This window comes from uncultured Novosphingobium sp. (assembly GCF_964277725.1).
Classification (GTDB): Bacteria; Pseudomonadota; Alphaproteobacteria; order Sphingomonadales; family Sphingomonadaceae; genus Novosphingobium; species Novosphingobium fluoreni.
In genome coordinates this window covers 1-25839 of record NZ_CAXYKL010000211.1, presented here as the reverse complement: position 1 = coordinate 25839, position 25839 = coordinate 1, and the positions used below count along the sequence as shown (strand labels likewise).

Annotated in this window: 18 protein-coding genes; 11 read left to right on the top strand and 7 right to left on the bottom strand. The window is 65.8% G+C overall.

Annotated elements, in window-relative coordinates:
- Window positions 1–94: 94 nt before the first annotated feature.
- From ACHWRX_RS12025 to ACHWRX_RS12015, 3 genes are read left to right on the top strand one after another with little or no spacing between them, the layout of a single operon-like run.
- Window positions 95–3466, top strand: a complete 3372-nt coding sequence (locus tag ACHWRX_RS12025) for a TM0106 family RecB-like putative nuclease (RefSeq protein ID WP_288414951.1) — start codon at window positions 95–97, stop codon at window positions 3464–3466.
- Window positions 3463–6315 carry an AAA family ATPase gene (locus ACHWRX_RS12020; RefSeq protein ID WP_288414950.1) on the top strand — a complete coding sequence of 951 codons (2853 nt, stop codon included), beginning with the start codon at window positions 3463–3465 and terminating at the stop codon, window positions 6313–6315. The genes ACHWRX_RS12025 and ACHWRX_RS12020 overlap by 4 nt, the downstream gene beginning before the upstream one ends.
- Window positions 6312–7625: an McrC family protein gene (locus ACHWRX_RS12015; protein ID WP_288414948.1), complete on the top strand. Its 1314-nt coding sequence runs from the start codon at window positions 6312–6314 to the stop codon at window positions 7623–7625. Before ACHWRX_RS12020 ends, ACHWRX_RS12015 begins: the two co-directional genes overlap by 4 nt.
- Here ACHWRX_RS12015 and ACHWRX_RS12010 read toward each other — a convergent pair.
- Genes ACHWRX_RS12010 through ACHWRX_RS11995 form a run of 4 tightly spaced genes read right to left on the bottom strand, consistent with a single transcriptional unit; the run spans window position 7615 to window position 9855 of the window.
- The gene (locus ACHWRX_RS12010; protein ID WP_288414946.1) at window positions 7615–8232 is read right to left on the bottom strand and encodes a hypothetical protein; all 618 of its coding nucleotides are present in this window, start codon (window positions 8230–8232) and stop codon (window positions 7615–7617) included. The genes ACHWRX_RS12015 and ACHWRX_RS12010 overlap by 11 nt on opposite strands.
- Window positions 8213–9040, bottom strand: a complete 828-nt coding sequence (locus ACHWRX_RS12005) for a hypothetical protein (RefSeq protein ID WP_288414944.1) — start codon at window positions 9038–9040, stop codon at window positions 8213–8215. The genes ACHWRX_RS12010 and ACHWRX_RS12005 overlap by 20 nt, the downstream gene beginning before the upstream one ends.
- A gap of 3 nt (window positions 9041–9043) precedes the next feature.
- Complete coding sequence (locus tag ACHWRX_RS12000) at window positions 9044–9730, bottom strand: HEPN domain-containing protein (protein ID WP_288414942.1); 687 nt, start codon at window positions 9728–9730, stop codon at window positions 9044–9046.
- Window positions 9727–9855, bottom strand: coding sequence for a hypothetical protein (locus ACHWRX_RS11995; RefSeq protein WP_288414940.1), 129 nt, complete (start codon window positions 9853–9855; stop codon window positions 9727–9729). Before ACHWRX_RS11995 ends, ACHWRX_RS12000 begins: the two co-directional genes overlap by 4 nt.
- Before the next feature lie 251 nt (window positions 9856–10106).
- Here ACHWRX_RS11995 and ACHWRX_RS11990 point away from each other — a divergent pair, with 251 nt between their 5' ends.
- The gene (locus tag ACHWRX_RS11990) at window positions 10107–11072 is read left to right on the top strand and encodes a hypothetical protein (protein ID WP_394659379.1); all 966 of its coding nucleotides are present in this window, start codon (window positions 10107–10109) and stop codon (window positions 11070–11072) included.
- A 354-nt stretch (window positions 11073–11426) separates the two neighbouring features.
- On the opposite strand, the gene ACHWRX_RS11985 is transcribed toward ACHWRX_RS11990, so the two are convergent.
- From ACHWRX_RS11985 to ACHWRX_RS11975, 3 genes are all read right to left on the bottom strand, one after another.
- A complete protein-coding gene (locus ACHWRX_RS11985; protein ID WP_288414936.1) occupies window positions 11427–12638 on the bottom strand; it encodes a replication initiator protein A in 1212 nt (403 codons plus the stop codon).
- 94 nt (window positions 12639–12732) lie between these two features.
- The gene (locus ACHWRX_RS11980) at window positions 12733–13788 is read right to left on the bottom strand and encodes a ParB/RepB/Spo0J family partition protein (RefSeq protein WP_288414934.1); all 1056 of its coding nucleotides are present in this window, start codon (window positions 13786–13788) and stop codon (window positions 12733–12735) included.
- A 145-nt stretch (window positions 13789–13933) separates the two neighbouring features.
- Complete coding sequence (locus tag ACHWRX_RS11975; RefSeq protein ID WP_288414932.1) at window positions 13934–15127, bottom strand: AAA family ATPase; 1194 nt, start codon at window positions 15125–15127, stop codon at window positions 13934–13936.
- 212 nt (window positions 15128–15339) lie between these two features.
- Between ACHWRX_RS11975 and ACHWRX_RS11970 the strand changes: the two genes are divergently transcribed.
- The 7 genes from ACHWRX_RS11970 (at window position 15340) to ACHWRX_RS11940 (ending at window position 25607) form a co-directional block, all read left to right on the top strand.
- Complete coding sequence (locus ACHWRX_RS11970) at window positions 15340–15567, top strand: type II toxin-antitoxin system Y4mF family antitoxin (RefSeq protein ID WP_288414929.1); 228 nt, start codon at window positions 15340–15342, stop codon at window positions 15565–15567.
- Window positions 15564–16844, top strand: coding sequence for a type II toxin-antitoxin system HipA family toxin (locus ACHWRX_RS11965; protein ID WP_288414927.1), 1281 nt, complete (start codon window positions 15564–15566; stop codon window positions 16842–16844). The genes ACHWRX_RS11970 and ACHWRX_RS11965 overlap by 4 nt, the downstream gene beginning before the upstream one ends.
- Window positions 16845–16971: 127 nt before the next feature.
- Window positions 16972–17949, top strand: coding sequence for a YafY family protein (locus ACHWRX_RS11960; RefSeq protein WP_288414925.1), 978 nt, complete (start codon window positions 16972–16974; stop codon window positions 17947–17949).
- 90 nt (window positions 17950–18039) lie between these two features.
- Window positions 18040–19830, top strand: coding sequence for a DEAD/DEAH box helicase (locus ACHWRX_RS11955; protein ID WP_288414923.1), 1791 nt, complete (start codon window positions 18040–18042; stop codon window positions 19828–19830).
- A gap of 57 nt (window positions 19831–19887) precedes the next feature.
- The gene (locus ACHWRX_RS11950) at window positions 19888–20073 is read left to right on the top strand and encodes a hypothetical protein (protein ID WP_288414921.1); all 186 of its coding nucleotides are present in this window, start codon (window positions 19888–19890) and stop codon (window positions 20071–20073) included.
- A 28-nt stretch (window positions 20074–20101) separates the two neighbouring features.
- Window positions 20102–20926 (top strand): HNH endonuclease, encoded by an 825-nt coding sequence (locus tag ACHWRX_RS11945; protein WP_288414919.1) that lies wholly within the window; start codon window positions 20102–20104, stop codon window positions 20924–20926.
- Window positions 20856–25607, top strand: a complete 4752-nt coding sequence (locus ACHWRX_RS11940; protein ID WP_288414917.1) for a DUF3320 domain-containing protein — start codon at window positions 20856–20858, stop codon at window positions 25605–25607. Before ACHWRX_RS11945 ends, ACHWRX_RS11940 begins: the two co-directional genes overlap by 71 nt.
- The last annotated feature ends 232 nt before the right edge of the window (window positions 25608–25839 follow it).

Below are 25839 nucleotides of genomic sequence, written 5' to 3'. Positions count from 1 at the left end.
CGAGATTCACGGCTCGGCCACTCGGTGCACGACCGGTCCTGTCGTACGCTCGGCTTCTAGCAATCAAACCGACATCGCCGGAGACCTGATTCCCTTGCGCCTCTACTACGACCAGCTTCTCCATTCCCCGTCAGACCTCGTCACGTTCCTCGGCTGCGCGCACGCGGTCACGCTCAATCACCTGCGGCTGCTTGACCCCGGCGCCCTGCCTGAGCGTGCCGAGGACGACGCGATGGCGAAGCTGGTGCAGCAATCCGGGTTGGCGCACGAGGATGCCTATCGTGCGCGTCTGGAGGCACAAGGCGGCCTGGTCGAGATCGCCACGACCGGCTCGCTGCGCAGCCGTGCGCAAGACACCGCGCGAGCGATGCGCGACGGGGCAAGCGTGATCTTCCAGGCCGCGTTCCTCGATGCGCCGTGGCACGGCTTCGCCGACTTCCTGCGCCGCGTGGAGGAGCCGTCGGACCTTGGCGCCTGGTCTTACGAGCCGGTCGATACCAAGCTAGCCAGGTCCGTGAAGCCGGCCTACATCGTCCAGCTCGGGCTCTATGCCGAGATGATGGCTGCGGTGCAGGGCACGCGGCCGCGCCGGGTCCATGTCGCCTTGGGCAGCGGCACGGAAGAGAGCTTCCGTCTCGCCGAGTTCGCGCACACGCTCGAAGCCGCCAAAGCGCGCTATCTCGACTTCATCGCCGATGGCGCGCCGACGTCCAAGCCTGAGCCTTGCGCCGCCTGCGCGCTGTGTGGCTGGCGCGAGCATTGCGATGCGCAGCTCGATGCGGCCGACCACCTCAGCCGCGTGGCCGGGCTGGGCAAGCCGCAGCGCCGCAAGCTGGAAGACGCCGGGCTGGCCACCCTTGCCGCGCTGGCCACCGCGCCCGAGGACACCCGGGTTGCGCGCATGGCGCCCGCCACCTTTGCCAAGCTGCGCGCGCAGGCGGCCCTGCAGCTCGCCCGGCGCGAGGGCGGCGAGCCCGTCGTGGTCACGCTGCCGCCCGAACCGGCCCGCGGCTTCGCGCTGCTCCCGCCGCCCCACCCGGCCGACCTGTTCTTCGACCTGGAGGGCGATCCGCTGACCGAGGGCGGCCTCGATTACCTCTGGGGCGTCCACTATGTCGCCGATGGCGCCCCGGTGTTCCGCTTCCGGTGGGGCCACGACCGTGAGGCTGAGCAGGTCGCCTTCGAGAGCACCGTCGACTGGATGGTCGACCACCTCGCCGCGAACCCGGGCGCACACATCTACCACTACGCGCCTTACGAAGTCACCGCGTTGCGCCGCCTCTCGACCCTGCACGCGAGCCGCGAGGACGTGATCGACACGCTCCTGCGCGAACGGCGCCTGGTCGACCTCTACGGCGTGTTGCGCCAGTCGATCCGCACCAGCGAGCCGAACCTGTCGCTCAAGACCATGGAAGTGTTCTTCGCCGCCAAGCGCGACCAGGCGGTGACCAATGCCGGTGACTCGATCATCGAGTACAAGTCCTGGCAGGACACCGGCGAGCAGCGCGTGCTCGACGACATTCTCGAGTACAACAAGGTCGACTGCGAGAACACCGAGGCACTGCGCGACTGGCTCGTCTCGCTGCGCATGGATGACCTGCCCTGGCGCGAGGTCGGCGCCCCAGTCGCCGTGCCCGACGAGAAGGCCGAGGAGCGCCTGGCCGCCGAAGAGGCCGCCGCCGCGCTGATGGCCGCGATCGCCGCCGGCCCCACTCCGCCCAGCGAGCGCGGCCGTGCGCTTGTCGGTCATCTCACCGGCTTCCACCGCCGTGCCGACAAGCCGGCGTTCTGGGCCATGTTCGACCGCTGCGAGCGCGAGCTGGAAGAACTTGCCGATGACGGCGACTGCATCGGCGGTATCGCTCCCCTGCCCGACGAGGAAGGCATCTGGCAATGGAAGGACAAACGCAGCACGGTGGCGCGCTACCGCTTCGAACCGCAGGACACCAAGCTGCGCGCTGGCTCCGCCGTGCTCCATGCGCCCACGCTGGCCAAGCTGGGCAAGATCGACAGCATCGACACAAGTGCCGGCACGCTGACCCTGAAGCGCCAGCTCAAGCCGGGCGATGCGTTTCCGCCTAACGGATCGCTGATCCCGGAGCCCACCGTCAACAATCGTCCGCTGGTCGCCGCCGTGCGGCGCGTAGCCGAACATTGGGCGAACGGCGGTGAGAGCTATCGCGCCCTCGTTGACCTCATCGAGCGCACCCCTCCGCGCCTGCATGACTGGGCCGGTGGTCCGATGGTGCGGCCGGGCGGGAGCCTAGTCGAAGCCGCCACTTTGCGCTGCCTGGCGCTCGACGACAGCGCGTTGTTCATCCAGGGGCCTCCGGGCACCGGCAAGACCTACACCAGCGCCCATGTCATCGTCGCGCTGATGGCGGCGGGCAAGAAAGTCGGCGTCTCCAGCAACAGCCACAAGGCGGTCAACAACCTCCTGCGCAAGGTCGAGCAAATCGCCAGCGAGCAGGGCGTCACCTTCTGCGGCGTGAAGAAGGCGAGCAAGACCGATACCGGCAGCTACCTGCACGGCGAAACCATCATCGACGTCGATAGCAACGGCGATGTGCTCGACTACGCCCCGGACCTGATCGGCGGCACCGCTTGGCTCTTCGCCGACGAGGCACTGGACCAGGCGCTCGAGTACCTGTTCGTGGACGAAGCCGGGCAAGTCTCGCTCGGCCACCTCGTCGCGATGGGTGCGGCGGCGCGCAACATCGTACTGGTGGGAGACCAGATGCAGCTGGGCCAGCCCATCCAGGGCTCCCACCCGGGCGAGAGCGGTCTCTCCGCGCTCGACTACCTGCTGGAAGGCGAGGCGACGATCGCGCCCGACCGCGGCATCCTTCTGGACACCAGCTGGCGCATGCACCCGAGCATCTGCGGCTTCATTTCGGAGGCGGTCTACGATGGGCGGCTCCACGCGCATCCCGATTGTGCCCGCCAGCGCCTCCACCTGCCAGCGGACCATGATCCCGCTCTCGCCGAATACGGCATCCGCTTCGTACCGATGACGCACGAGGGCCGCAGCCAGCGCTGTGACGAGGAAGTCGCGCGCGTGGCCGACTTGTGCGCGCAGCTGATCGGCACCTCCTTCACCGACCGGCAGGGCCGCACCGGCAAGCTGGGCTGGGACAACATCCTGGTCGTCGCGCCCTACAACATGCAGGTGATCGCGCTCAGCGAGGCCCTCCCCTCTGCCGCGCGCGTCGGCACCGTCGACAATTTCCAGGGCCAGGAGGCCGAAGTGGTGATCGTCAGCCTGGCTACCTCCAGTCCCGACGATCTGCCACGCCATGTCGACTTCTTCTACTCGAAGAACCGCCTCAACGTCGCCATCAGCCGCGCGCGCACCCTGGCGCTGGTGCTGGCGAGCCCGAAGCTGCTGGAACTCGACGCGAAATCAGTTGAACACCTGCGGCTCGTCAATACGCTGGCCTGGGTGGCGGGAGAGGGAAGCCGATGAGGGAAGCGGAGTTTCGGGGGTGGCTGAAGGCACAGAACTTCGCTGAAAACACCGTCAGCACCAGGATCTCCGACACGCGACGTGTCGAGCTGCACTATGGCGATCTCGACAGAGCCTATGAACACGATCGTTTCGCGGCAATCCTTTCCGCCCTCACCTACAGCAAGGAAGACGAGAAGGCGGCTTTGCCCAATCCGTCTTCCATCCCGGTAACCGGCAGCGTCTACAACTCGCTCGCCAGCTATCGGTCGGCCATCGTCACCTACCGCCGCTTCCTGGCCGAGGATGAGCCTGTAGCCTCTACAACCAATCTGACGCGTGAGGACATCCTTGCCGCTGTAGCGCGCTGCACGGCCGCAGGCGGTCCAGAAGCCTTCATCGCCTCTCTTCCCGGCCTAGGGCAGCCCCGCGGCTACTGGTTGCTGCTGGAGGGACAGCGCTATCCGAGCAAGGCCATCGTTCGTGATGCCCTTCGTGCCACCAACAACGACGCCAAACCAGGCGGTGGCCTGTGCAAAGAACTGCTCGAAAGGCTCGGCTTCGTGGTCATCCACTGGCCGAACATGCGCGAAGCCTGCGCGACATTCCTCCGGCGCATGCCTGGCTTTACGACATTCGACGACCGGTCCGGTCATTACTGGAAAACGGAGCGTGAGTACAAGGAACGAAGTACGGAAGCTGTAAGCGAGATTGCAAACAGCGAAGTCTCGGACGGCGAAGCGGGTCTGGCGATCGTACGCCGCCTGACGCTGGGTGAACGAGGATTGCCATTGAACTGGCAGATGCTTGATTCGCTTTCCAAGGCCGCGCCGCAATTGCGCGAGAGTGTGTTCACCGCGCTTGGCGCACTCGCTCGCGCCGATGGGGACGCTGCCGCTGCGCTGGAGCGGGCTGCCCGCGTTCTTGAGGAAGCCCGAGCCCAGGGCGTGCCCAACCTTCAAGCCGGCGCGGTGCTAAATAACGTGATCAGCATCCTGGGGACAGTCCAGCCACTCGCCGCCGCATGGTTCAAGGTGACCCGCATGAAGGAAGCGGGTACACGGCTGTTCGGCCGAAAACTGTTTCCCTCGCCCACATTCGAGCGCGCCGAATTCGCGGAGTTCGACCAGTTGCTCTTCGCGCTGTTCGAATCCCTCAAGCGAGAGCAAGGCTGGGAGCCGAGCGATTTGATGGACGTGCAAAGCTTCCTGTGGGTGGCGCTCGCATCGGACGCGGAATGGAGCGATGACGATCCGATCGCATCGCCCGCCGCACCCATTCCATCTGCTGCCAGTAGCGAGCGTGAGATCATGATGCCCTCTCCCACCAACCTCATCCTCTACGGCCCGCCCGGCACCGGCAAGACCTACACCACCGCCTCGGAGGCCGTGCGCCTGTGTGGCGAGACCGTACCAGTCGATCGCGACGCGCTGATGGCGCTCTATGCCTCGCTCCAGCACAAAGGCCGGATCGGCTTCGTCACCTTTCATCAGAACTTCGCCTACGAAGACTTCATCGAGGGCCTGCGCCCTATCACCGGCGCAACGACTGATAGCGGGGCGAACGCTGGCTTTTCGCTCGAACCGCAAGACGGCATCTTCAAGCAGATTGCCGAAGTCGCCGCCAGCAATCGCGGCAAGGCCGTGGCGCAAGCGCCGGTAATCGAGCGCAGCCGCAAGGTCTTCAAGATGTCGCTCGGGCGCAGCTGGGCGTCCGAGGACGACGCGATCTACCAGGATGCCATCCGCGACGGATACGTCACCTTGGGTTGGGGAGGTGAGGTCGACTGGTCCGATCCGCGCTACGACAAGTGGGACGCCATCAAGGAGCGCTGGCGCGAGGATAATCCGCAGGCAAGCGGCAACGATCCCAACATGTCGCAGATGTACACGTTCCGCACCGCCATGGAGATCGGCTCGTTGGTCGTGATCTCCGATGGCAACCGCAAGTTTCGGGCAATCGGCGAGATCACCGGTCCTTATCAGTTCCGCCCCGGCAGGAACGGCGAATACAATCATTTCCGCTCGGTCCGATGGCTCTGGCATGGCGAGAGCCTCCCGCGCGAAAGGATTTACGGCAAGGAATTGAGCCAGGTCTCCGCCTATCAGATGGGCGCCGGGCACGTGAACTGGGACGGGCTCGAGCAAATCGTCGCCAGCGGGGGTGAAGTGGGCGCCGTGACCGGTGCCCCCGAGCCCCACGTCCTCATCATCGACGAGATCAACCGCGCCAACATCTCCAAGGTTTTTGGCGAACTCATTACCCTGCTGGAGCCCGACAAGCGCCTCGGCATGCCCAATGCGCTGACGGTGCGCCTGCCCTACTCCAAGACCGAGTTCGGCGTGCCCGCCAACCTCCACGTGATCGGCACCATGAACACCGCCGACCGCTCGATCGCGCTGCTCGACACCGCGCTGCGGCGCCGCTTCGCCTTTCGCGAGATGGCGCCCCGGCCGGACCTGCTGCCCTCGCCCGACGGCATCCCCCTACCCACTGTGCTCACCGCCATCAACGAGCGGATCGAGTATCTTGTCGACCGCGAGCATCGCATAGGCCACGCCTTCTTCATCGGCTGCCGCAGCCGCGCCGATGTCGATGCGGTGATGCGCGACAAGGTGATCCCGCTGCTGCAGGAATACTTCTTCGAGGACTGGAGCCGCATCGCTTCGGTGCTCGGGCCCGGCTTCATCGCGAGCCGCAAGCTCAAGGCTCCGCCGGGCCTCGGCGACCTGGGCGAGCGTGAGACCTGGTCGGTGCGGCCCAGCTTTGCACTCGATGCTTACGCCCGGCTCATTGGTGGCGAGGTTGCAGGCGAAGGCCAGGCCGAAGATAGCGATGGCGAGGACGAGGCGCTGGACGCCGCGGCGTGACCCACCTGTGCGTCCGCGAATGGGGCAAGGTGCCGGTGGGCACGGCAGGCGGGTTCACCGTCCGTGAGGCCGAGGCGCTGACTGCCGCTGCCCGCTCGCATCCCCTCGGCGGCGAGGACGGATCGCGCATCCTCGCCGATCACCGCCACCATCTGCGCGCGCGCCAGATGGTCGGCGTGCTCGCCGCCCCCGGTTGCAGCCTGGAGATCCTGCCCAAGATCGACCCTGACATGCCTGACGAGGACACACCGACAGTGCGCGCCCGGCTCGTCAACCTGATCGATCTCGCGCTCGGTCTGGAGATCGGCGACGGCGGCGCGGCGGCGATGGCTCACGGCGCGGATACCCTGCTCGGAGTGCTGATCCGCCTGTTCGCCGAGCGCCTGCTTGCCGAGACCCGCCGCGGCCTGCCCCGCCAATACGGGGCTTGCGAGGACGACCTCCCCGCCTTGCGTGGTCGCCTCGACGTAACCCGCCAGTTCACGCATCTCGCGGTGCGGTCCGATCGGCTTGCCTGCCGCTACGACGTGCTCAGCCACGACATCGCACTGATGCAGGTCATGGCAGCAACCGTCGTTTCCCTGGGGAAACGCACGCGCCTGCCGGCCACGCGCCGGCTGCTCGACGAGTTGCGCTTCGTGCTGGCGGACGTGACGCTGCGGCCGTCTTCCGCGCTGCCTTGGGACAAAGTGCGCATTGACCGCACCAGTCGGCGGTGGGAACGCCTGCTGCGCCTTGCCCGCCTGCTCATGGGGCGCGACTGGCAAGCAACCGGGTACCGCGCCGGCGCGCAGGAGGGCACCGCCCTGCTCTTCCCGATGGAGCGCCTGTTCGAGGACGCGGTGGCAGCCCTGCTGCGCCGTGCGCTCGCTGCCAGCGATCTCGAGGTCGTCGCTCAAGGCGGCCTGCGCCACTGCCTAGGCGCATGGTCGCAAGACGAACCCTGCCGCGGCGAGGTCTTCCAGACCCGCCCCGACATCCTGCTCAAGCGTGCGGGCAAGATCGTTGCGGTGATCGATACCAAGTGGAAGCGCCTCAGTGCCGACCCGCTCGACCGCAAGCACGGCGTGAGCCAGGCCGACATCTACCAGATGATGGCCTATGCCCGCCTGTACGAGTGCGATCGGCTGATGCTGCTCTACCCCGCCATGCCCGGCACCGGTTCGAGAGAAGTGCGGCGGTTCGGCGTGCATGGTGGTACCGAGGCGCTGCTGATCGGGCGGATCGATATGGCGGCAAGATATCCGCTTGAGGCAAGTCTACGGGCCTTGTCGGAAGCACTATCGAACCGCTTACCATCTATAGCGTAACTTCTTGAACCGCTTGGTAAATGCGGTCGGCGATGGCCTTCATCTCGGAAAGCTCCACTGTTTGCTCGACTGGTATCCTGCATGGATCGATCTGGTACATCCACGAACTCCATGAATGGTCCTCATCGGTCAGCTCGAAGCCGGCAAGCTTTCCTTCCAGCAGTTCGGTCTCTTCCTCGTCACTCGTAAGCAGCAATGAGCAATACAGCCGAATGCAGGGCATCTGATCGTCAGAGGGCCTTTGTAATTCTATGCCGGTCCAGAACGCATATCCTGAGCGCAGGTGTCTGTGCCAGAACGCCTGTTCGTCCCACAAGTGGTCCGGGTTACGATCTTCCTTCCACTCAGCGTCGCACAACCAACCGCCAAGGAGGCGCCCCCAGATCGCTCGCCAAAGCTCTTCCAGTGCAATGACGGTGTCATATTTGACGGCGAGAGCCGCTGCCCTCGCGCGCAAGTAGCTGGCGAGTTCCGTACTATCCAATGTCGACGGAAGAGTGCTGCTGTCTTCGTCCAGCAGACTATCTACTGCCTTGAGCACAAGCGGATCGGTCAGGTACCCGGCGGTGCTCTCGGGAAGGCGAAACTCAGGTACCGGTTCGTACATCAATCGTATCCCAGATAACTTTGCGGAAGATCTTGAAGTCTGCCGTGTCATGCCGAAGCCGCTGCTCGATCCTGCGCATGAATGCAGGCCATTCGACAATGCGCCAATGTCGGTTTCGAGGATGACGTAGCCGGCGCCTTAGCCTGGCCGAAGCGAATGGCACGAGGACGACGAAGATCGTGTCGGCGGGAATGTCGCCCTTGGCGACGGGGCCGAAGTGCGTGCGGGCGAACTGCGTGTAGGTTGGAAGCGGATTGATGACCTTCGCATTGCCGATCTTTACCTCAATGACCGCGCCGCACCTTCGGCCCCCGCTTATCACCGTGATCAGCATGTCTATGCGCGGCCGCTTCCGCTGGCCCTTGATGGTGGATGCGCATCGCACCTCGACATCGATCATGGCCTCGTCGATGTTTGTCGGCCAGGCAAAGTCAGGTGCAAGCGCACCAAGCAGCGTGCGGACGCCGTCATGGTGGGGCTGGGCGAGCAGGAAGTCGCGCAGACCGCTGCAGACCTGCGTCTCGAATATCCTGAGCCAGGGAATGCTGGATGCGGTCAAGGCGTGCTCGCCCTGGCGCGCACCGATGAATGCCAGGAGGTCGCCGCGGTGGCTACGCCTTGATCCGCGCAATCCAGTCAGCTTTTCCTCGGCAGGCAGCGCATAGGCACAAATATGCCCTTCATGGATAAGCGCATATCTCCGGAGCGCCGCCTCATTGAAATGCACTCGGTACGCACCCTGGAGGATTTGTACTGGATCGGCGAACTGCCCGGCATCGGCCGCCGCCTTCTTTCGCCGTTCAGCCATGCTCTACTCCACAACCGGATAGTGCGGCAGCGCCCAGGCATGCGCGGGATTGTCCATCATCAAGTCGACAAAGATCGGCAGCAGGTAACCCAGCAGCGCCGCGCCGCTGCGGACCTGAGCGCGGTTGTTGCCGCTGTTCCAGGTGCCGCCGCCATGGACCAGCTGGTTCCTCAGTACATAGAGCCTGTCGAACAGCAGCGAGAGCAGCGTGGCCGTGTCGTGCTCTCGTAGTGCGCGGTTCACTTGCCGGCGCGGGTCTTCCAGGCGCAGTTCCCAGTTTGCATAGCCCGCCACTCCGTTGTGATGCAGCCAGAACGGTGCGAATACATAGCGGTTGTCGAGCAGCAAGCGGATCTCCTGCCCGAAGCGGCTCCACACGGCGTCGTAGATGCGGTGGCGCGCGTCGAAGCGTACCAGAGTATGAAAGAAGGCGAGGAACACGTTGCGCTCGCGCCGTCCATCATCTCCGGCCGCCTGCCCCAGATCGCTTGCATATGCGGCATTGAAGCCGATCCACAACAGGATGAAGCGCACGTCGTCGTCGTCGGATTCTGCATCGGCACGGCGAAGCCACGACAGCGCCCGGTGAACGCGTAAAGTAAGTGGCAAGGGGAAGCCGTCACGCAAGGCACGCTGCTTGTGCTTCAGGTTTTCCGGATGCAGCGGGTCGCGTGCGGCAAAGCGGGTCATGAGAGCTGCGTCCTTGGCGCGATGTGGGTGCGCATGACGGCAGGGGCGTCACGTGCTTCCTTGCCGCGCTGGTCACGCCCAGCTGCGTCCGTGAGGATCGCGGCAGCCAGCAGAACGTTGATCATCTATGGCTCCGGTTGCAATGCGCGGCGCGGTTTCCACCGACTGCCGTATGCTTCGCGTTTGTAATATCTCGACGATAGTTCATGTACTCAGGGCTTTGTCTATCCGTAGATCGTGCGGGTAGCCGCGGCCGCGAAGACACTGCTCTGATAGTGCAACGACATAAACGGTCGTAACCTCGTACAAGGACAGCGATCAGCGAGGAGAGCCTCCAGCTATGAAGCCGTTTGCGCGACATTTCGCCGTTGAGGAATTGGCCGACAATGCCGCCGTTCGTCATCTTTTCGCGCGCTGGGCACTACCAGGTGAAGTCTGCGACGCGCAGCGGTGCCTGCGCATTGGGGTCCGCGCCGGGTATCTGAATCTTTACGTCCGAGGCCAGTCCATCACACGGATATCGCGAGTTGGCGGCGCCACACGCCTGGCGGTACACCCAGTCTATGTCTCCGGGCACAAGCGTCACGCCGCCCGACCTTCGGATCTCGACCAGCGCACCGTGACGTTTGATTCGGCCTGTGTGTCCGCCGGTCAGATCGACAGCTGGATCGAGATCGCCGTTACCTATGCCGGGGCCGAGAAGGCCTTCGTCGACGACCTTGTCGCGCACAACCCCGGTGCTCTGGATCTGGAGATGGCCCTGCCCGCCAACACTGCGGAACGCAAAGCGCCTCGCATGGATCTGGTGGTGGCGCAGCATGGCAGTCTCGCCTTCTGGGAAGCGAAGTGCAGCGACAACAGTGAGTTGCGCGCGCGTTCGGCTTACCGCGAGAGCTCGGATGGCGCTTATCTGGGTGGCATCAAGGTCATCCACCAGTTGCGCAAGTACGTAGCCTGGATGGAAGCGGGCAGGTCTGACCGCAGTTGCCAAGTCAGGCAGGCGTATCGTCAGGTTGCGTCGGTGCTAATCGGCTTGGCGGACAAGTTCGACGTTCCGGGCGATGCCGCGCGCGCTGTCTGGCGCGAGCTTGCTCCCGGTGCTGCGTTGGAAGTGATCCTGCCCCCGGGTTTGGTGATCTGCAACTACGATGCGCTGGCGCAAGGTCGCGACGCTCACTTCGAGAAAGCCGCAGTAGCCAATCGACCGTATCTCGAAGTGCTGCGCGGGCATGGTGTTCCACTGGTCGAGCGTCTGACTGCCGGCTTCCCGTGCTGGCGAACGGATTGGTGCAATCGGTCTTCTCAGACAATCCCACCAAAGCCGCAGGCTTCTGAAGGTTAGATAGGTTTCTGAATCTTTTAGAACAGTTAAGCTGTCCGCTGTGGTTCGCTCAGCGCCGGAATCGCGCGAGTCGTGTGGCGGGGCGGTTCCGGATGGATCGAGGATGTGGTCCCGATGTGTCGATGGTGCCGTTCCTGAAAGTTCGACGCCTCGTTCCTGGAGGATCGTCGGTGTCGCCCGTGGTGTTCCTGGAGTGTCGAAGCGTGCCACAGCACGACGGGAATTGAATCAGTTTGGCGCCACTCGCCGGCGATGACGTTCAATCTCGTAATCGGAGGTACGGCATTGAGCCGCTGTGCACGTACTAGACTTTCGTGGCGCGACACTTCGGGAACGCGGCGGGCAAGATCGGCCTTATCCGGGAAGCTGAAAGCGATGCTTCTGATGGTGCCGTTTTACCCACCCGATGAAGGCGCGCTGCCAGTCGGCAGGGGTGCGGTCGGGTGAGCCGGCGACCCAGCGCTCGAAATCGGCATGGAGGACGTAAAGGTCCCACCCCGGGCACTCGCGGCGCAGCTGGTCGATCGTGTCGTCCGTCATGAAACCGCGTGTCGCAGCGTCGGACAGGCCGGAGACGGCCGAGCGGATCAGCTTGCGGGCATCGATCACCTCGGGATGTTTCCCCGGGGAAACACCCTCGGCCCGCTTCAGAGCCGGCGTATCCGGCGCCGCGCCGCCGTCCGGTTCCGCCGCGCCCGGTGCCGCGGGCAGGCAGGCCTGCGCACCGCCCTTCCCGTCCACCCGCCGCATGCGGATCATCGGCTCGCCATCCTTCGTGGTTTCGACGCCGAGTTCGTAGCCCGGCAGATCGTTTTTCTCGGCCAGCTTGAGCATCTCGAACTTGAATCGCCGGTACTGCCCTTCCGCGCCGGACTTCTCGAACAGCACGGGCATCGAGATGCCGAAACCCGCCTCCCCTGCCCCGCCCGCATGCTTGCGCGCCACGCGGTAGAGCCAGCGCTCACGGCCGCCGGTTATGTCGAAGTAGGCGCGGTCGATGGCGAGCACGCCGCCTTTCATGGTGACGCCCTCCCAGAACCAGTTCGACAGCTCGATGGTCATGCCGCGCGAGCGCTCGGTCTTCTCGTCGACAAGCTGCGTCCAGCCATCAAGCCAGGAGAATGTCGCCTCGCGCCGGTTCTCCGCACGCAAGTTGGTCTTGATCGTGGTAGCGACGAGCCGATCCAGCGCCTGGCCGAGCAGTTCGTAGGCACGCCCGGTTGTGGGGCGCCCGATCGCCCGCAGCAGGTCGTAGGGCATGATATTCAGCTTGCGCGGCACGTCGTTGTGCCCACGGCGCGCCATGTCGGCCAGGACGCTGGCGCAGTAGATCAGGATGTCGGCATCCCAGATCGTCGCCATGCCATAGTCCGGATTGGCGCTGACGTGGACCCGCACCTTGCCGTCGGGGCTGGTGTAGTCGATCGGCTTCAGGCGCTTCGACTTGGCGAGGCTGAAGAACGGCCGCTCCATCATCTCGCGCTGATCGCGCAAGGGCAGGTCGGCGATATAGGGCAGGAACAGGTCGAACTGCTCGCCCACCGTGATCTTGCGGGCGCGGCTCACCAGCGATGTTTCCCCGGGGAAACATCAAGCCGAGCGTATTTCCCCGGGGAAATACCGGCAAGGGCAGGGCGGGCCAGGGCAAGCCGGTGCTCCATCATGGCTGCAGGCCCCGGCCTTCCGCGTCGAGAGTCACGAGAATGTTGCGCACGCCGTTCAGCACGTCCTCGATGTCGGCGCCGGAGCCTGCGTGCAGCCGCAAGGTCACGCCCTGGCGGTTGCTGGACTGGAGCGAAACCAGGGGGCGGCCGGTGCGCTGCAGATTCATCACCAGCGGCTGCGGCTTGGCCGAGTTGGCTTCCGGCGCAGCCATCAGCGCTTTCAGCACGTCGGGGGCGGGCAGGGCAGGGCGGCGCTCGTCCCGGCGACTGGTCTGCTCGCGACTGAGACGTGCGGCCTCCTTGCGGATCGCGACCGCCTTGTCCTTGTCGTCCAGTGCCTGGGCAAGCGCGTAGCCTGGCTTGAGCTGAACCTCGGCAGGCGAGGCGAAGGCGGCGATCACGGCCTCGGGTAGGGCGGCGACCTTGAGCATCTTCGACAGCCAGCCCTTGGACAGCTTCAGCCGCTCGGCCATGCGGGTGAGGTGATTGCCATAATGCGCCTTCAGCGCCTCGGCATAGTTGCGGGCCCGCTCCAGGTCGGAGACATCGGATCGCGCGCGGTTCTCGATATCGGCGAGACGAAAGGCCGCTTCGTCATCGATCTGGGCGACTTGCGCCACGAACTGCATGTCGGGATAGGAGTGCGCGCGCAGCCAGCTGATCGCCCAGTGTCGGCGGGTGCCCGCGATCACCTCGTAATCGTGGACGGGATCGCCCTCGACGCGGCGCACGACGGCAGGAACTTTCTGGCCACCCTCGGCGATCAGCGAGTCGATCAGTTCGCGGCAGGTTTCTTCCGACAAGTGGGCGTAGCTGCGCGCGTTGCCGGGCCAGACGCGCACCCGCGCAGGATCGAGCAGCAGCTGCGTGACCTGGCGCACCTCGCCGCTCGCGACGCGGGCGAGCGCACTCTCACGCCCGAGCAGGGTGGTGCCGCGTGCGCGATCGCCGCGGTCTGCCTGCATCGTGGCGGGCGCATCGGCAGCGGTAGATACGGCGTCGCTATCCTCCGAGAGAAGGGCGGCGAGATAATCGGACTGCTTGCGGGCCATGGCTTACCTCGGCACTACGTTGATCGGAACATATGTGGAACAAATACCATGTAGGAAAGGGGAAATCGTACGGACGCCGCAAGGCCCCGCTCCAGGCGCAGCGCGGGCCATCGCGCAGGCCATTGCGAGGCTTGCGAGCGGCAGTTCAGCCATTGACCAGCAGCTCCTCGTCCACCTTCTGGCTCCGCCCCCATCCTGAGCGCACCAGCTGTTCGACCTGCCCCAACGCCTGGTCGAGGTTGGCGCGGCAGCGCTTGTGCGTGCGCGGCGTGCCGATCGGCCGCTCCAGCTCATAGATCGTCATCATCCGCAGCGCCGCGTGGCTGATCTCCGCGCTCTCCAGGATCGGCACCGGCAGGAGTGCGGGGCCGAAAGTCTGTTCCATGATCGTGCGCACCATCTCGTGACTGGGATCGTTGCCGTCGAACTTGGAGCACAGCAGGCGCACGAAGGCGTAGTCGACTTCGATGCCGGCGGTGGTCAGCTGCGCCAGCACTTGGTCCATCATCGAGAGGAACTGCACGGTCGAGCAGAAATCGGGCGTAGTGGCCGCCATCGGCACAAGCAGGGCGTTCGCGGCCTGCATCACCGCCAGGCTGATCGTGCCCAGCGCCGGCGGTGGATCGAGGATGACGATGTCGTAATCGCGCGCGAGGTCCGCCAGGCCCTGCTTCAGCTTGCGGAACCGCGCGGCGAGCACTGACTGCCCATCCGATCCGGCCGCGGCCAGCTCGTACTCGACATCGAACAGCTCCAGGTTCGACGGGATCAGGTCGACGTTGGGCCAGGGCGTGCGCTTTACCGCATAGAGCAGGTCGGCCTGAGTCGGGTCGATCGAGAGGTAGGGATAGAGCGTTTCCTCGCGGCTGATGTTGAAGTGCGGATTGAAGCCGAACAACGTCGTCGTGGTGGCCTGGCTGTCGCAGTCGACCACCAGCACGCGATAGCCCTGCACGCCGAAGTAGTGGGCCAGGTGCGTCGTCACCGTAGACTTGCCGACACCGCCCTTGAAGTTCTGCACCGCGATGATGGCAGGCATGTCGAGCGGGGCGCGGGCAGGGGAGGCGCCCAGCACCTGGCGCATGTGGAGCAGCTCCTCTACCGAATAGCCGAGGCGACGGCCGTTCTCGCCGGCGGGGGGAGCGGGCAGTCGTCCGTCGTCCTCGGCCATGCGGATGCGGTTGGTGGAGCAGCCCAGCAGCTGCGCGGCCTCGGCGATGCCGAACCGCACGTTGAGGCCTTTGCGGCTCTCGGGCAGAAAGGCCTTGCGGCGCAGGCGCTCGATCATCTTTTCGCCCGCTTCGCTCATTTCGGCGAGGCGTTGGACTTCTGAATGCATCTCGTGCGCGCTCGGCTCGGTTGAACTATTTTCGCATGATACGCTCCAGAAGTTGTTCAGTCCACAAGAAGCTTGGCAATTTGCGGTTTTCCCGAACGGGAAGGTGCGCAAGCCCGATCGGACATAACGCTAGATCTTGCCCGCTCGGGAAAGTTGCCGTGGTATTCACCGCGAAGATGGTTTAATGATCCCGCTTGGGAAAGGACGCCTGCATGGATGCCTCGATCATCGGCCGCATCATCCGCGACGAGCGCAAGTCGCAAGGCTTGCGCCAGGACGAGCTGGCGGCGGCGAGCGGCGTGGGCCTGCGGTTCATCGTCGAGCTGGAGGGGGGAAAGGCAACCGCCCAGTTGGGCAAGGTTCTCGACGTGCTGACTGCGCTTGGCTGCTCGCTCCACATCGCCCGGCCGGGGCGGGGCCGGGATCGCTCGGCATCATGACTTTGCCGGTCCAGGATCGCCTGAACGTGTGGTGGGGGCTGTGCCTGGCCGGCGAGCTGACCATCGATCGCGGCGGCGCCATGCACTTCGCCTACGCCTCCGACTGGCTGAGCGACCCGGCTGCACCGCCACTCTCACAGGCCATGCCGCGCGGGGCCGAACCCTTCGCCGATGCCTTGTGCAAGGCGGTGTTCGGAGGACTTCTGCCTGAAGAGGGCCAGCGCACGGCGATCGCCCGCGTGCTCGGCGTCTCGCCCGACAATCCCTTCCGCCTGCTTCAGGCCCTGGGAGGAGACGTGGCCGGCGCGCTGGCGTTTCTACCGCCTGGCGAGACGCCGCCGGAGCCAGACCTGACGCAACCGCCCGAGCCGCTTGGAGACCAGGCGCTCGCCACTTTGCTCGACCGCTTGCCGCTGGTGCCGATGCTGGCGGGCGAAGGCGGCGCGCGCCTGAGCCTCGCCGGTGCGCAAGGCAAGCTGCCGGTGCTGCTGGCGCCCGGCACCGATGCGATCGCCGTGCCGCGCCCGGGCGAGCCCTCCACGCACCTCATAAAGCCCGAGCCGGATCGCTTCGGTGGCCTTGCCGCGAACGAGGCGTTCTGTCTGGCGCTCGCCCGCGCGGCCGGCCTGGACGCCGCACGGGCTCAATGGCGGCAAGTGGCGGGCAAGCCCTACCTGCTGGTCGCCCGCTACGATCGGGCGCAGACTGGGGAGGGCGGCACCACTCGGCTGCACCAGGAAGACTTCGCGCAGGCTCTGGGTGTTCCCTCGAACCGCAAGTACGCGGCCGAAGGCGGGCCGGGGTTCCGCGACAGCTTCGGCCTGCTGCGCCGCGCCGCAACCCGGCCGGCGCGCGAAGTGCTCAAGCTGTGCGACGCGGCGCTGTTCAACCTCGTGATCGGCAATGCCGACGCCCATGCCAAGAACTTCAGCCTGCTGCGGACCGACGCAGGTGAAGTCGTGCTCGCGCCGCTCTATGACCTGGTCGCGACCCGCGCCTGGCCCGAACTGTCTGCGCGCCTGGCGATGCGCTTCGGGGGCGCGGCCAACCTGGAGGAAATCGACGCGGACAGCTTCGCGCGCTTTGCCACGGACGCCGGTCTAACAGCGCCCTACGTGCGCCGTCGCGCCGGGACCATCGCGCGCACTGTGGAGGGCGCAATCGCACGAGGCATCCTCGTCGACGGACTCACCGATCCGTCGCTAACTGCGCACCTAGCCGAGGCGACCCGGCAGCGCGCGCGCCGTCTGGCTCTGAAGTCGCAAGTGTCAGGCTAAGCCGGCTTAGCCCCTGAAATCTCATCTTAACCGCCGCCAGGTACTTGCCAGCGCGATCGATCTGCGACAGCTTCGGTCGCGGTGGGGGCACATCATGGACGCAGGTAGGCAGCCGGGAAGGCCGCGCATGGGCAAATTGCGCCGGGCGCTGACGCTGGTGCATCTCTTGTCGGAATCATCCGAAGGCCTCACTCTGGACGAGATCGCGTGCGAGCTTGGCGTGAACCGCCGGACCGCCGAGCGCCTGCGCGATGCGCTGCGCGAGGAGTTCGACGTCGAGGAGCGCCTCGACGATCGCACCAAGCGCTTCTTCATCCGCGACAGCCTGCGCCGCATCTATACGAGACCCAGCGCTGAGGAGGTCGCCGCACTGCAGACCGAAGCAGCGGGTCGACGTGCCGAGGGGGCTGCCCATGCCGTCCACCTCGAAAGCCTGCTCGCCAAGGTGAAGTCGGCGCTCGATCACCGCGAACGCGCGCGCCTCGCGCCCGATCTCGACGCGCTCGTGCGCCTGCAGCGCAGCCGCGTGGTCGCCGGGCCGCTGCTCGACGCAACCGCCGAAGCGCTCGGCGCCGTTCAGGGCGCGATCCTTTCGGGCCATTGCCTGGAGTTCGACTATGTCGCCGAGAGCGGCGAGCAGCCGAAGTGGCGCCGTGTCATCCCCTACGGCCTGATCCACGGCGCAACCACCTACCTGGTCGGCAAGGTTCCCCTGCGTCTCGGCCGGCCCGAACAGGAGCCCGCCTTCTTCCGCGTCGACCGGATGACCGACACCCGCGTCTCCAACCTCGTCGGCTGCGCGCCCGACGATTGGGACCTCGACACCTGGCTGGCGGGCAGCTTCGGCATCTGGCGCGAGGAGGACCACGAGATCGTACTGCGCGTGCTGCCCAGCGCCGTCGCGCGCGCAAGGTCGTGGCGCTTCCATCCTGGCCAGGCCCTCGAGCGCGATGGCGACGAGCTCCTCGTGCGCTTCCGCTCAGGCGGCCTGCGCGAAATCGCCGAGCACCTGTTCACCTGGGGCGGCGACATCCGGATCGAGAGCCCCGAAGCGCTTCGGAAGGTCATGCGCGAGCGGGTGCTGCTGGCACTGGGATCGGTGTGATGGCGAACGACCGGATTTGTCACGGATGTCGGCGAAGCCGTGAGCTTGCTAGAGGCGCTTTCGCGCGGGCGGATGGGTTGGTGAGCGGCAATGAACGTCTTTGAACTCGATGCTGATCTGGTCGGCCGCTACGAGGCGTTCGCCCGGTCGTTCACTACGATCCGCGCAGGCGACATCAGCAGGCAGGTCGACGAGATCTATCGCAGCGGCAAGTTCTGGCCGGAGCCGCTGATCGGGGTCAATCCGCACTTTGCGTCGGGCCGATCCCTGGCCGATCTCGCCGTCGAGGGCGTGGTCGACCCGGACACGCCCAAGGCCTTCGCCTTCGGTCCCGAGCGCACACCGATCGACTTGCACCTGCATCAGGATCAGGCGCTGTCCAAGGCGCTGCAGAACCGCAACTACATCGTCACCACGGGGACCGGCTCGGGCAAGTCGCTGTGCTTCTTCGTGCCGATCATCGACCGGATCCTCAAGGCCAAGCGCGCTGGCGCCGCGCCGCGCACGCGCGCCATCGTGATCTATCCGATGAACGCGCTCGCCAATTCGCAGCGCGAGGAGCTGGAGAAATTCATCGACAGCTGCGGCATAGACGAAAATTTGAAGCCGACGTTCGCCCGCTACACCGGTCAGGAAAAGCATAGCGAGCGGCAGCGGATCGCGGAGACGAAGCCGGACATCATCCTGACCAACTTCATGATGCTCGAGCTGCTGATGACGCGGCAGGACGACCTCGATCGCCAAGTCGTCGCCAATATGGAAGGCCTCGAGTTCCTGGTCCTCGACGAATTGCACACCTATCGCGGCCGCCAGGGCGCCGATGTCGCCATGCTGGTGCGGCGGGTGCGAGAGCGGCTTGGTGCGCAGAAGATGCTTTGCATTGGCACATCGGCGACGATGGCGTCCGGTGACGAAGATGCCCGTGTCGCCTTGCGCCGCCATCGCGAAGCCTTGCTGGCCACCGGCCTCGCCTGGGTCGCTCGTACCCGCCTGTTTCAGCGCTGGATCAACATCGTCGGCGTCATCGGCGGAGGTGTGCTGACCTTGTGGGGTGGCGGCATGGAGGGATCGATGGTCCCACAAGGAGACGGGCTGCTGACGGCCAAGGGCGTGCTGATCCTGGGCGGGGGACTCATGATCGCACTGGCGAGTGTCCTGTTGCTTCATCTGCAGGATGAAGCCCCCGCCTTGCTCGAGCGCGCCTCGGCCCTGGAGTGTGAGGCACAGGGCTTTCTTGACGAGCGCGATGCCATGCAAGCCGAACTTCACGCGCGTCACACGCAGGACGAGCGCCGACTTGCCTTGATCGACGCCAATCGCTTCATGCGCGAGGCGCTCGAGCAGGCCCTCCTGACGCCAGAGCTGGAGGATCCGGCTGTCGTGGTGGAAGCGATGCTGGATGCGGCGTTGCATTTCCTGACACGCTCGATCGGGTTCGACTCATCCGAAAGCTGGGCCATCTCGGTCTTCCAGGTGCGGGATGATCGTCTCGTGCGCCTGGCCGCCCGCCGCGCCGACCGGCTCGGCGAAAAGGCGGATGGTCGCTGCTGGGGACGCAACGAGGGCTTTGTCGGCGCCGCCTGGGCGGGCAAGCGCGATGTGATCATCGCCGATGGAACCGCGCAGGATATCGTAGCGGATTACCCAGTGCCTGCCGATCGCCAGCGCTCCTATGACAATGAACGCTACCGCTCGCTGGCGGCGATCCCGGTCCGCCTGGGCGACCCGCCGGAAATATGGGGCGTGGTGGCCGCTTCGACCGATGTCGCCGGTCGGTTCCGGCGCGATCCGGATAACCGTCAGGTCCAGGCGGTCGACACGGTGCGGCTGATCGCCCGGATGACGGCTCTGATGGCCGCCGCTTTCAAGCGGAGCCATTGATGTCTAGCCAGCGTTCTCCATTTCGTGTTACGAAATTCGTAGAAGGAGCCCCCGCCCATGAAAATCGGCATGGAACACGACCCGGTCGAGGAACTCGACCGCGAGGAGGAGCGCGCCATCGCCGCCGTCGTGCGTGCGCGGTTCGGCAAGGGCGACCTTCAAGCGGCCCTGCGCACCATGGATGGCGTGACCACTCGGCGCCTGCAGATGCGCGCCCAGCAGGCCACGCGCCGCTTCGCCTGAATCCGTCGCCGCTTTCGGGAGCGGCGGCTTGACGATCTCCACCAGCCATCGCCGCCTGACGCCGCACCCGATCTTCCGGGTCGAGCTGGAGCAGGCCGCCTGGAACCACGGCTACCGCCGCGCCAATGGTGAGGCGGATGGTTGGCTGTGGTTCCGCTCCGACGAAGGCGTACCCGGCGAAGTCGCGCTTGCGTCCGGTACGGCAGACGGTGGCGGCCCCTGGTTTCTCGCGGTCGAACACGCCGGCGTCGCGCAAGTGCTTGCGTCCGAGCAGCTCGATGCCGTCTCCGGCCCGGCGCCTCCACCTTGCAAGGGCGTGTTCGCCTTTGCCGAGCAGCCCGCGATGCGCCGCGCGCTCAGCCGTGCGTTTCACCTCGCGCGCAGCCTGCCGACCTTCCCCTTCACGCAATTTGAGGCCGAGGTGGCCAGCCTGGGGGACACCGAAGTCGACCGCATCGTGCGCCAGCGCATCGGCCAGGGCTTCTTCCGCGCCGCGCTGATTGACTACTGGGGCGCTTGCCCGCTCACCGGCGTCACCGAGCCCGCGCTGCTGCGCGCCAGCCAAATCGTGCCTTGGGCGGAGTGCGCCACCGACGCGGAACGGCTCGACGTGTTCAACGGTCTGCTCCTGTGCGCGCACTGGGACGCGGCTTTCGATGCAGGGCTGGTGAGCTTCGCCGACGATGGCGAAGTGCTGGTCAGCAACAGGCTGGAGCCGATGGCGATCGCGGCGTTGGGGCTGGCGGATGGATTGCCGCGCCTGGTTCTGGAGGGCGCGCATCGTGCGCAGCTGGCGCGGCATCGGCACAAGTTCGGTTTCGTTCGAGGAAGTGGTGGGCATGATCACGGCTGATGGCGCCAAGATACAGAAGCTGATCGACGACACGCGCAAGCGCCTCGTCGAGACGGGGACGCGCAACCGGCTCATCCATGTGAACCGAGCGAACACGCGCGGCAATGTCGTCAACATCGTCAACGAGCGTTCGCAGGATGTCGCGGCGGTGCTGCGGGGCGGCAAGGCCATGCGCTTCCGCGCGCTTGGCCGCGACAAGGCCGAGGAGGTGGACGATCTGCACCTCGCCTTCGAGGATGACGGCGAGATCGGCGACGAGCGCTATACCGACAACCAGCTCGAGACCCGGATGGGGCCCGATGCCCTCGCCAAGCGCCTGCTCAAGATCGCGCGCGAGGCGAAGACCGCGGAAGAAGAGCAGGGCATCAACATCCTCTACCTCGCGCTGGGCTTCGTCACCTGGTTCGAGGACAAGACCTCCGCCGTCGCGCGCGAAGCGCCGCTGGTGTTGCTGCCGGTCAGGCTCGACCGCAACCAGAAGACCTCGACATACGACTTGCACCTGCGTGACGAGGACATGGTCACCAACCTGCCGCTGCAGCAGCGCTGGCAGGACAATTTCGGCATCAAGCTGCCCGAGATCGAAAGCCTGGAGGACGACTGGACCCCGGCGCAATACTTCAAGCTGGTAGAAGACGCGATCGCCGCGCGGCCGGGTTGGAAGGTGGAACGCGATGCGATCCAGCTCGGCTTCTTCTCCTTCGCCAAGATCCTGATGTACAAGGATCTGGAGCTCAAGGCCTGGCCCGAGAACGCGCTGGAGAACCACGGCCTGGCGCGCGGCCTGCTCTGCGACGGCTTCGACGGCGATGAACCGGCCTTCGGCAAGCAGGACCGGCTCGACGCGGTGCTGCCGCCCGACAAGATCCTTCACGTCGTCGATGCCGACGCCAGCCAGGCCAAGGTGATCGAAGAGGTCCGCACCGGCCGCAACCTGGTGGTGCAAGGGCCGCCGGGCACCGGCAAGAGCCAGACCATCACCAACATCCTCGCCACGGCCGCCTGGGAAGGCAAGACGGTGCTGTTCGTCGCCGAGAAGATGGCGGCGCTTTCGGTCGTGCATGACCGACTGGTCAAGGTGGGCCTGCGCGACCTGACGCTTGAACTGCACTCCAAGACGGCCAACAAGAAGGCGGTGCTGGCCGAGCTGGGGCGGACCCTGGCGGCAGGGCAGGCCGTGCCCGAGATGCCGGATGAGCCCCAGAGGCTCTTGCGCACCCGCGATCGGCTGAACGACGACGACGCGGCGCTGCATGCGCCGATCGGCACGAGCGGCGAGACGCCGTTCTCGGTGCTTGGCTTGCAGGCGCGCTTCATGGGCCAGGGTGCGCCGCCGCCGCGCTTCAAGTCCGAGCAGCTCGGCGAACTTTCGCGCGACGATGTCGAGAGGGCCTGCACGCTGCTGGCGGACTACGGCCGGGCGCTAGGGCGCACCGGGCGCCCGGCCGAACATCCTCTCGCCGCCGTGCGCAGGCTCGATATCCAACCAGTCGCGCTGTCGCGCATACGTGCCGATCTCGACAAGGCGGCGGGCATGGCCCGCGACTTGCGAGCGTCGCTCGACCGGCCCTTGTCGGCCGCGGGTATCGAACGGCCGCGCGCGGCGGCCGAGCTGGGCAGCGTCACCGACCTGCTGACGCGGGTGCAGGGCTTGCGGCAGGAGGACGTCGCCACCGCACGCGCGCTGATTGCCTGCCCCGATGCCGATCGTCTCGCCGCCGCTCTGGATGCGGGGAGCCGATGGAAGGCGGCATACGAGGAGGCTTGCGCGGCTTTCCTGGAGCAGGCCTTCGAGGCGGATGTCATGCCGCTGCGCGCGGCCATCGTCTCGGGGACCGAGTCCTTCTTCGCGCGCTGGGGCTCGGCATACCGCGCCGCCTCGCGCGAGCTGGCGGGCCTGCTCAGGGAAGCGCTGCCCAAGCGTCCGGACGAGCGGCTCGACCTGCTCGACCAGCTTGCCGGCGTGCAGAGCCTGCGCCGCGAATGGGCACCGGACGAGCCTTTCCTGGCAGAAGTGCTGGGCAGTTCCTGGCGCGGTGAGAAGACGAACTTTCCCCATTTCTCGCTGGTCGCGGCATGGTGCGCCAAGGCCGTTGGCGGGCGTTATCGTACCGACCCCGTGCTTCTGGTCGACATGGCGAGCGCACCGGCCGCGCTGACGCAAATGCAGGCTGCGCTGGAACGTGCCAGTGACGATATCGCGACAATAGCCGCAGCGTTCGAGCCGCTCGAACTCGATCCGGCGGGACAGCACGACATCGAACCTACGGCCGACCTGAACACCACGATCGACGCCGGCGAGCGGCTCTCGCGCGGTTTGGAAGGCTACTCTAACTGGATGGCGCTGCTGCGGCTGCGGAACGATTTGCAGCACCTGGGTCTATCGACACTGGGCGAGAGCATGGACGCGGGCGAGATCGATGCAGAGCGCGCCGGCATCGAACTGCGCTTCGCGCGCGCGGAACACTTGTGGGACCGCGCCGTCGGGGAGAACCCCCGCCTTGTCGAACTCGGCGCGCTGGACCGTCATGCGCTCGTCGGCGAGTTCACCGGCCTTGAGCGGGCACTATTCACCGACAACGTGACCGCCATCCGCTCGGCTCATCTCACGCAGCTGCCACAGGGCGCGCGGGGCGACATGGCGGTGATCCGCGGCGAAATCGCGAAGCGACGGGCGCATATCGCCATGCGCCAGCTGTTCGCCAAGGCGGGCACCGCGCTCCAGCGCATCAAGCCGGTCATGCTGATGAGCCCGATCTCGGTCGCGCAGTACCTCACGCCCGGCCAGATCACGTTCGACCTGCTGGTCATCGACGAGGCCAGCCAGGTGCGGCCCGAGGACGCCTTGGGCGCGATCGCGCGCGCCTCCCAGATCGTGGTGGTGGGGGACCAGAAGCAGTTGCCGCCGTCCTCGTTCTTCGATCGCCTTCTGGCTGACGGCGGGCAGGGCGACGCGGATCCGGACGACGAGGACGAGAGTGGCGATCTGCTCCACGGGGCGGCGTCCGCGGGCGAGATGGAAAGCATCCTGACCCTGTGCGAGGCGCGCGGCCTGCCCTCGCGGATGCTCAAGTGGCACTACCGTTCGCGTGACCCGTCCTTGATGCGGGTGTCGAACGCGGAGTTCTACGAGCACGAGCTGGTGCTGCCACCCTCGCCGTTGGAGAAGGATCCCGCTTATGGCTTGATCTTCACCCATGTCGCCGGGGCCTACGACAAGGGTGGCCGGCGAGACAATCGGATCGAAGGCGAAGCGATCGTGCGCCGCCTTGCCGAACATGCCCGTGCCATGCCCGACGTTTCGCTGGGTATCGTGACGTTCAGCCACGCGCAGAAGAACACCATCAACGAATTGCTCGAGATCGCACGGCGTGGCGATCCGGCACTGGACGACTTCTTGCGAGAAGGCCGGGCCGAAGACGTGTTCGTCAAGAATATCGAAAACGTGCAGGGCGACGAGCGCGACGTCATCCTCATCAGTGTCGGCTATGGACCCGTGACACCCGGCGGCAGGATGACGGGCGCCAGCTTCGGCCCGGTCAATGGAGAAGGTGGCGAACGTCGCCTCAACGTGCTGTTCACCCGCGCCCGCCTGCGGTGCGAGGTCTTCGCGTCGTTCGATCCTGGCGATCTTGATGTCAGCCGTGCCTCCCGCGACGGCCCGCGCATCCTCAAGCGCTATCTCGACTACGCCAAGTCCGGCCGCATCGATGATCCGCAAGAGACCGGGTACGAGCCGGACTCGCCCCTGGAGGAAGACGTTGCCGACGTCATCCGCTCGTTGTGCTACCTCGCCGATCCGCAGGTCGGCTCGGCCGGCTTCCGCATCGACATCGGCGTGCGCCATCCAGACAAGCCGGGACACTATCTGCTCGCCGTGGAATGCGATGGTGCAGCCTATCATTCGGCCTTGTGGGCGCGTGAGCGTGACCGCCTGCGCCAGGATGTGCTGGAGCATCTGGGCTGGCGATTCCATCGCATCTGGAGCACCGATTGGTTCTATAACCGAGCCGTCGAGATCGAACGGCTCCGGCATGCCCTGCAGCAGGCGCGGGATGCAGGCGACGCCATTTCCATCCCTGGTACGAATGCAGGCGGCAAGTCGCAACCCAGGATTGAGCCCGCCGGTGAGTTCGAGTTCGTCCCTCTGCCGGAGCCTGCGGTGCGCGTGATGCCGTCCTATGTGCGCGCCGATCTTCACGTGGCATTGCCCTTTGAGCCGCATCAGATCCCGCCGAGCGTCCTTGCCTCGCTTGTCGTCAAGGTGGTCGAGATCGAAGGACCGGTATCCACCATCGAGGTCGCCCGCCGGATCGCCGCCGCGTGCGGCAAGAAGAGCGCGGGGAGCCGTGTGGTCACCGCCACTCTGGCAGCGCTGCGGCAAGCGGCACGTGGCAGTGAAAACTTGCAACAGCTTGAGGACTTCTGGTGCACGGCCAAGCAGCGACAGGACCCGCCTGTGCGCGACCGTTCGATGCAAAGCGGTGCCACGGCGAAGGCAGACGCCTTGTCGCTGCTCGAGATACAAGCGGCCCTCCGGATCGCGGAGGAGGACAATCCCGGAAGCGGTCCGGAAGATCTAGTACGGAGCGCAGCCCGGCTCTTAGGTTTTCGGCGAGTTGGGCCAGAACTGCAAGACCGTATCCGTTCGGGACTTGTTGCAGTGGAAGCGCAGGCCTGAACTGCCCAATTCGCGATCCTGCTTTAGCTTCGCTCCTGCCTTCACTTGGTCGAGAGACTACATGGACGTACGCGGTAGTCACCTGGAGCTGTAGTTCGTATCATTGGGGTCATCGCAGAATCTCTTTCTGCGCGTACGCTAAGCATTGGGCGTAGCTGATCCGGATCGCAGGCGGTCGATCGTTTGCCGTTCGAACGCTTGGGGATTCTGGGCAGCAACCCGCAGCATGTCT

Coding starts and splice junctions, on each gene's coding strand:
- ACHWRX_RS12000 (WP_288414942.1), bottom strand. CDS start 9,730: ATGACCCGCTTTGCCGCACGCGACCCGCTGCATCCGGAAAACCTGAAG.
- ACHWRX_RS12005 (WP_288414944.1), bottom strand. CDS start 9,040: ATGGCTGAACGGCGAAAGAAGGCGGCGGCCGATGCCGGGCAGTTCGCC.
- ACHWRX_RS12020 (WP_288414950.1), top strand. CDS start 3,463: ATGAGGGAAGCGGAGTTTCGGGGGTGGCTGAAGGCACAGAACTTCGCT.
- ACHWRX_RS11980 (WP_288414934.1), bottom strand. CDS start 13,788: ATGGCCCGCAAGCAGTCCGATTATCTCGCCGCCCTTCTCTCGGAGGAT.
- ACHWRX_RS12010 (WP_288414946.1), bottom strand. CDS start 8,232: ATGTACGAACCGGTACCTGAGTTTCGCCTTCCCGAGAGCACCGCCGGG.
- ACHWRX_RS11960 (WP_288414925.1), top strand. CDS start 16,972: ATGGGCAAATTGCGCCGGGCGCTGACGCTGGTGCATCTCTTGTCGGAA.
- ACHWRX_RS11995 (WP_288414940.1), bottom strand. CDS start 9,855: ATGATCAACGTTCTGCTGGCTGCCGCGATCCTCACGGACGCAGCTGGG.
- ACHWRX_RS11965 (WP_288414927.1), top strand. CDS start 15,564: ATGACTTTGCCGGTCCAGGATCGCCTGAACGTGTGGTGGGGGCTGTGC.
- ACHWRX_RS11955 (WP_288414923.1), top strand. CDS start 18,040: ATGAACGTCTTTGAACTCGATGCTGATCTGGTCGGCCGCTACGAGGCG.
- ACHWRX_RS11975 (WP_288414932.1), bottom strand. CDS start 15,127: ATGCATTCAGAAGTCCAACGCCTCGCCGAAATGAGCGAAGCGGGCGAA.
- ACHWRX_RS11970 (WP_288414929.1), top strand. CDS start 15,340: ATGGATGCCTCGATCATCGGCCGCATCATCCGCGACGAGCGCAAGTCG.
- ACHWRX_RS11950 (WP_288414921.1), top strand. CDS start 19,888: ATGAAAATCGGCATGGAACACGACCCGGTCGAGGAACTCGACCGCGAG.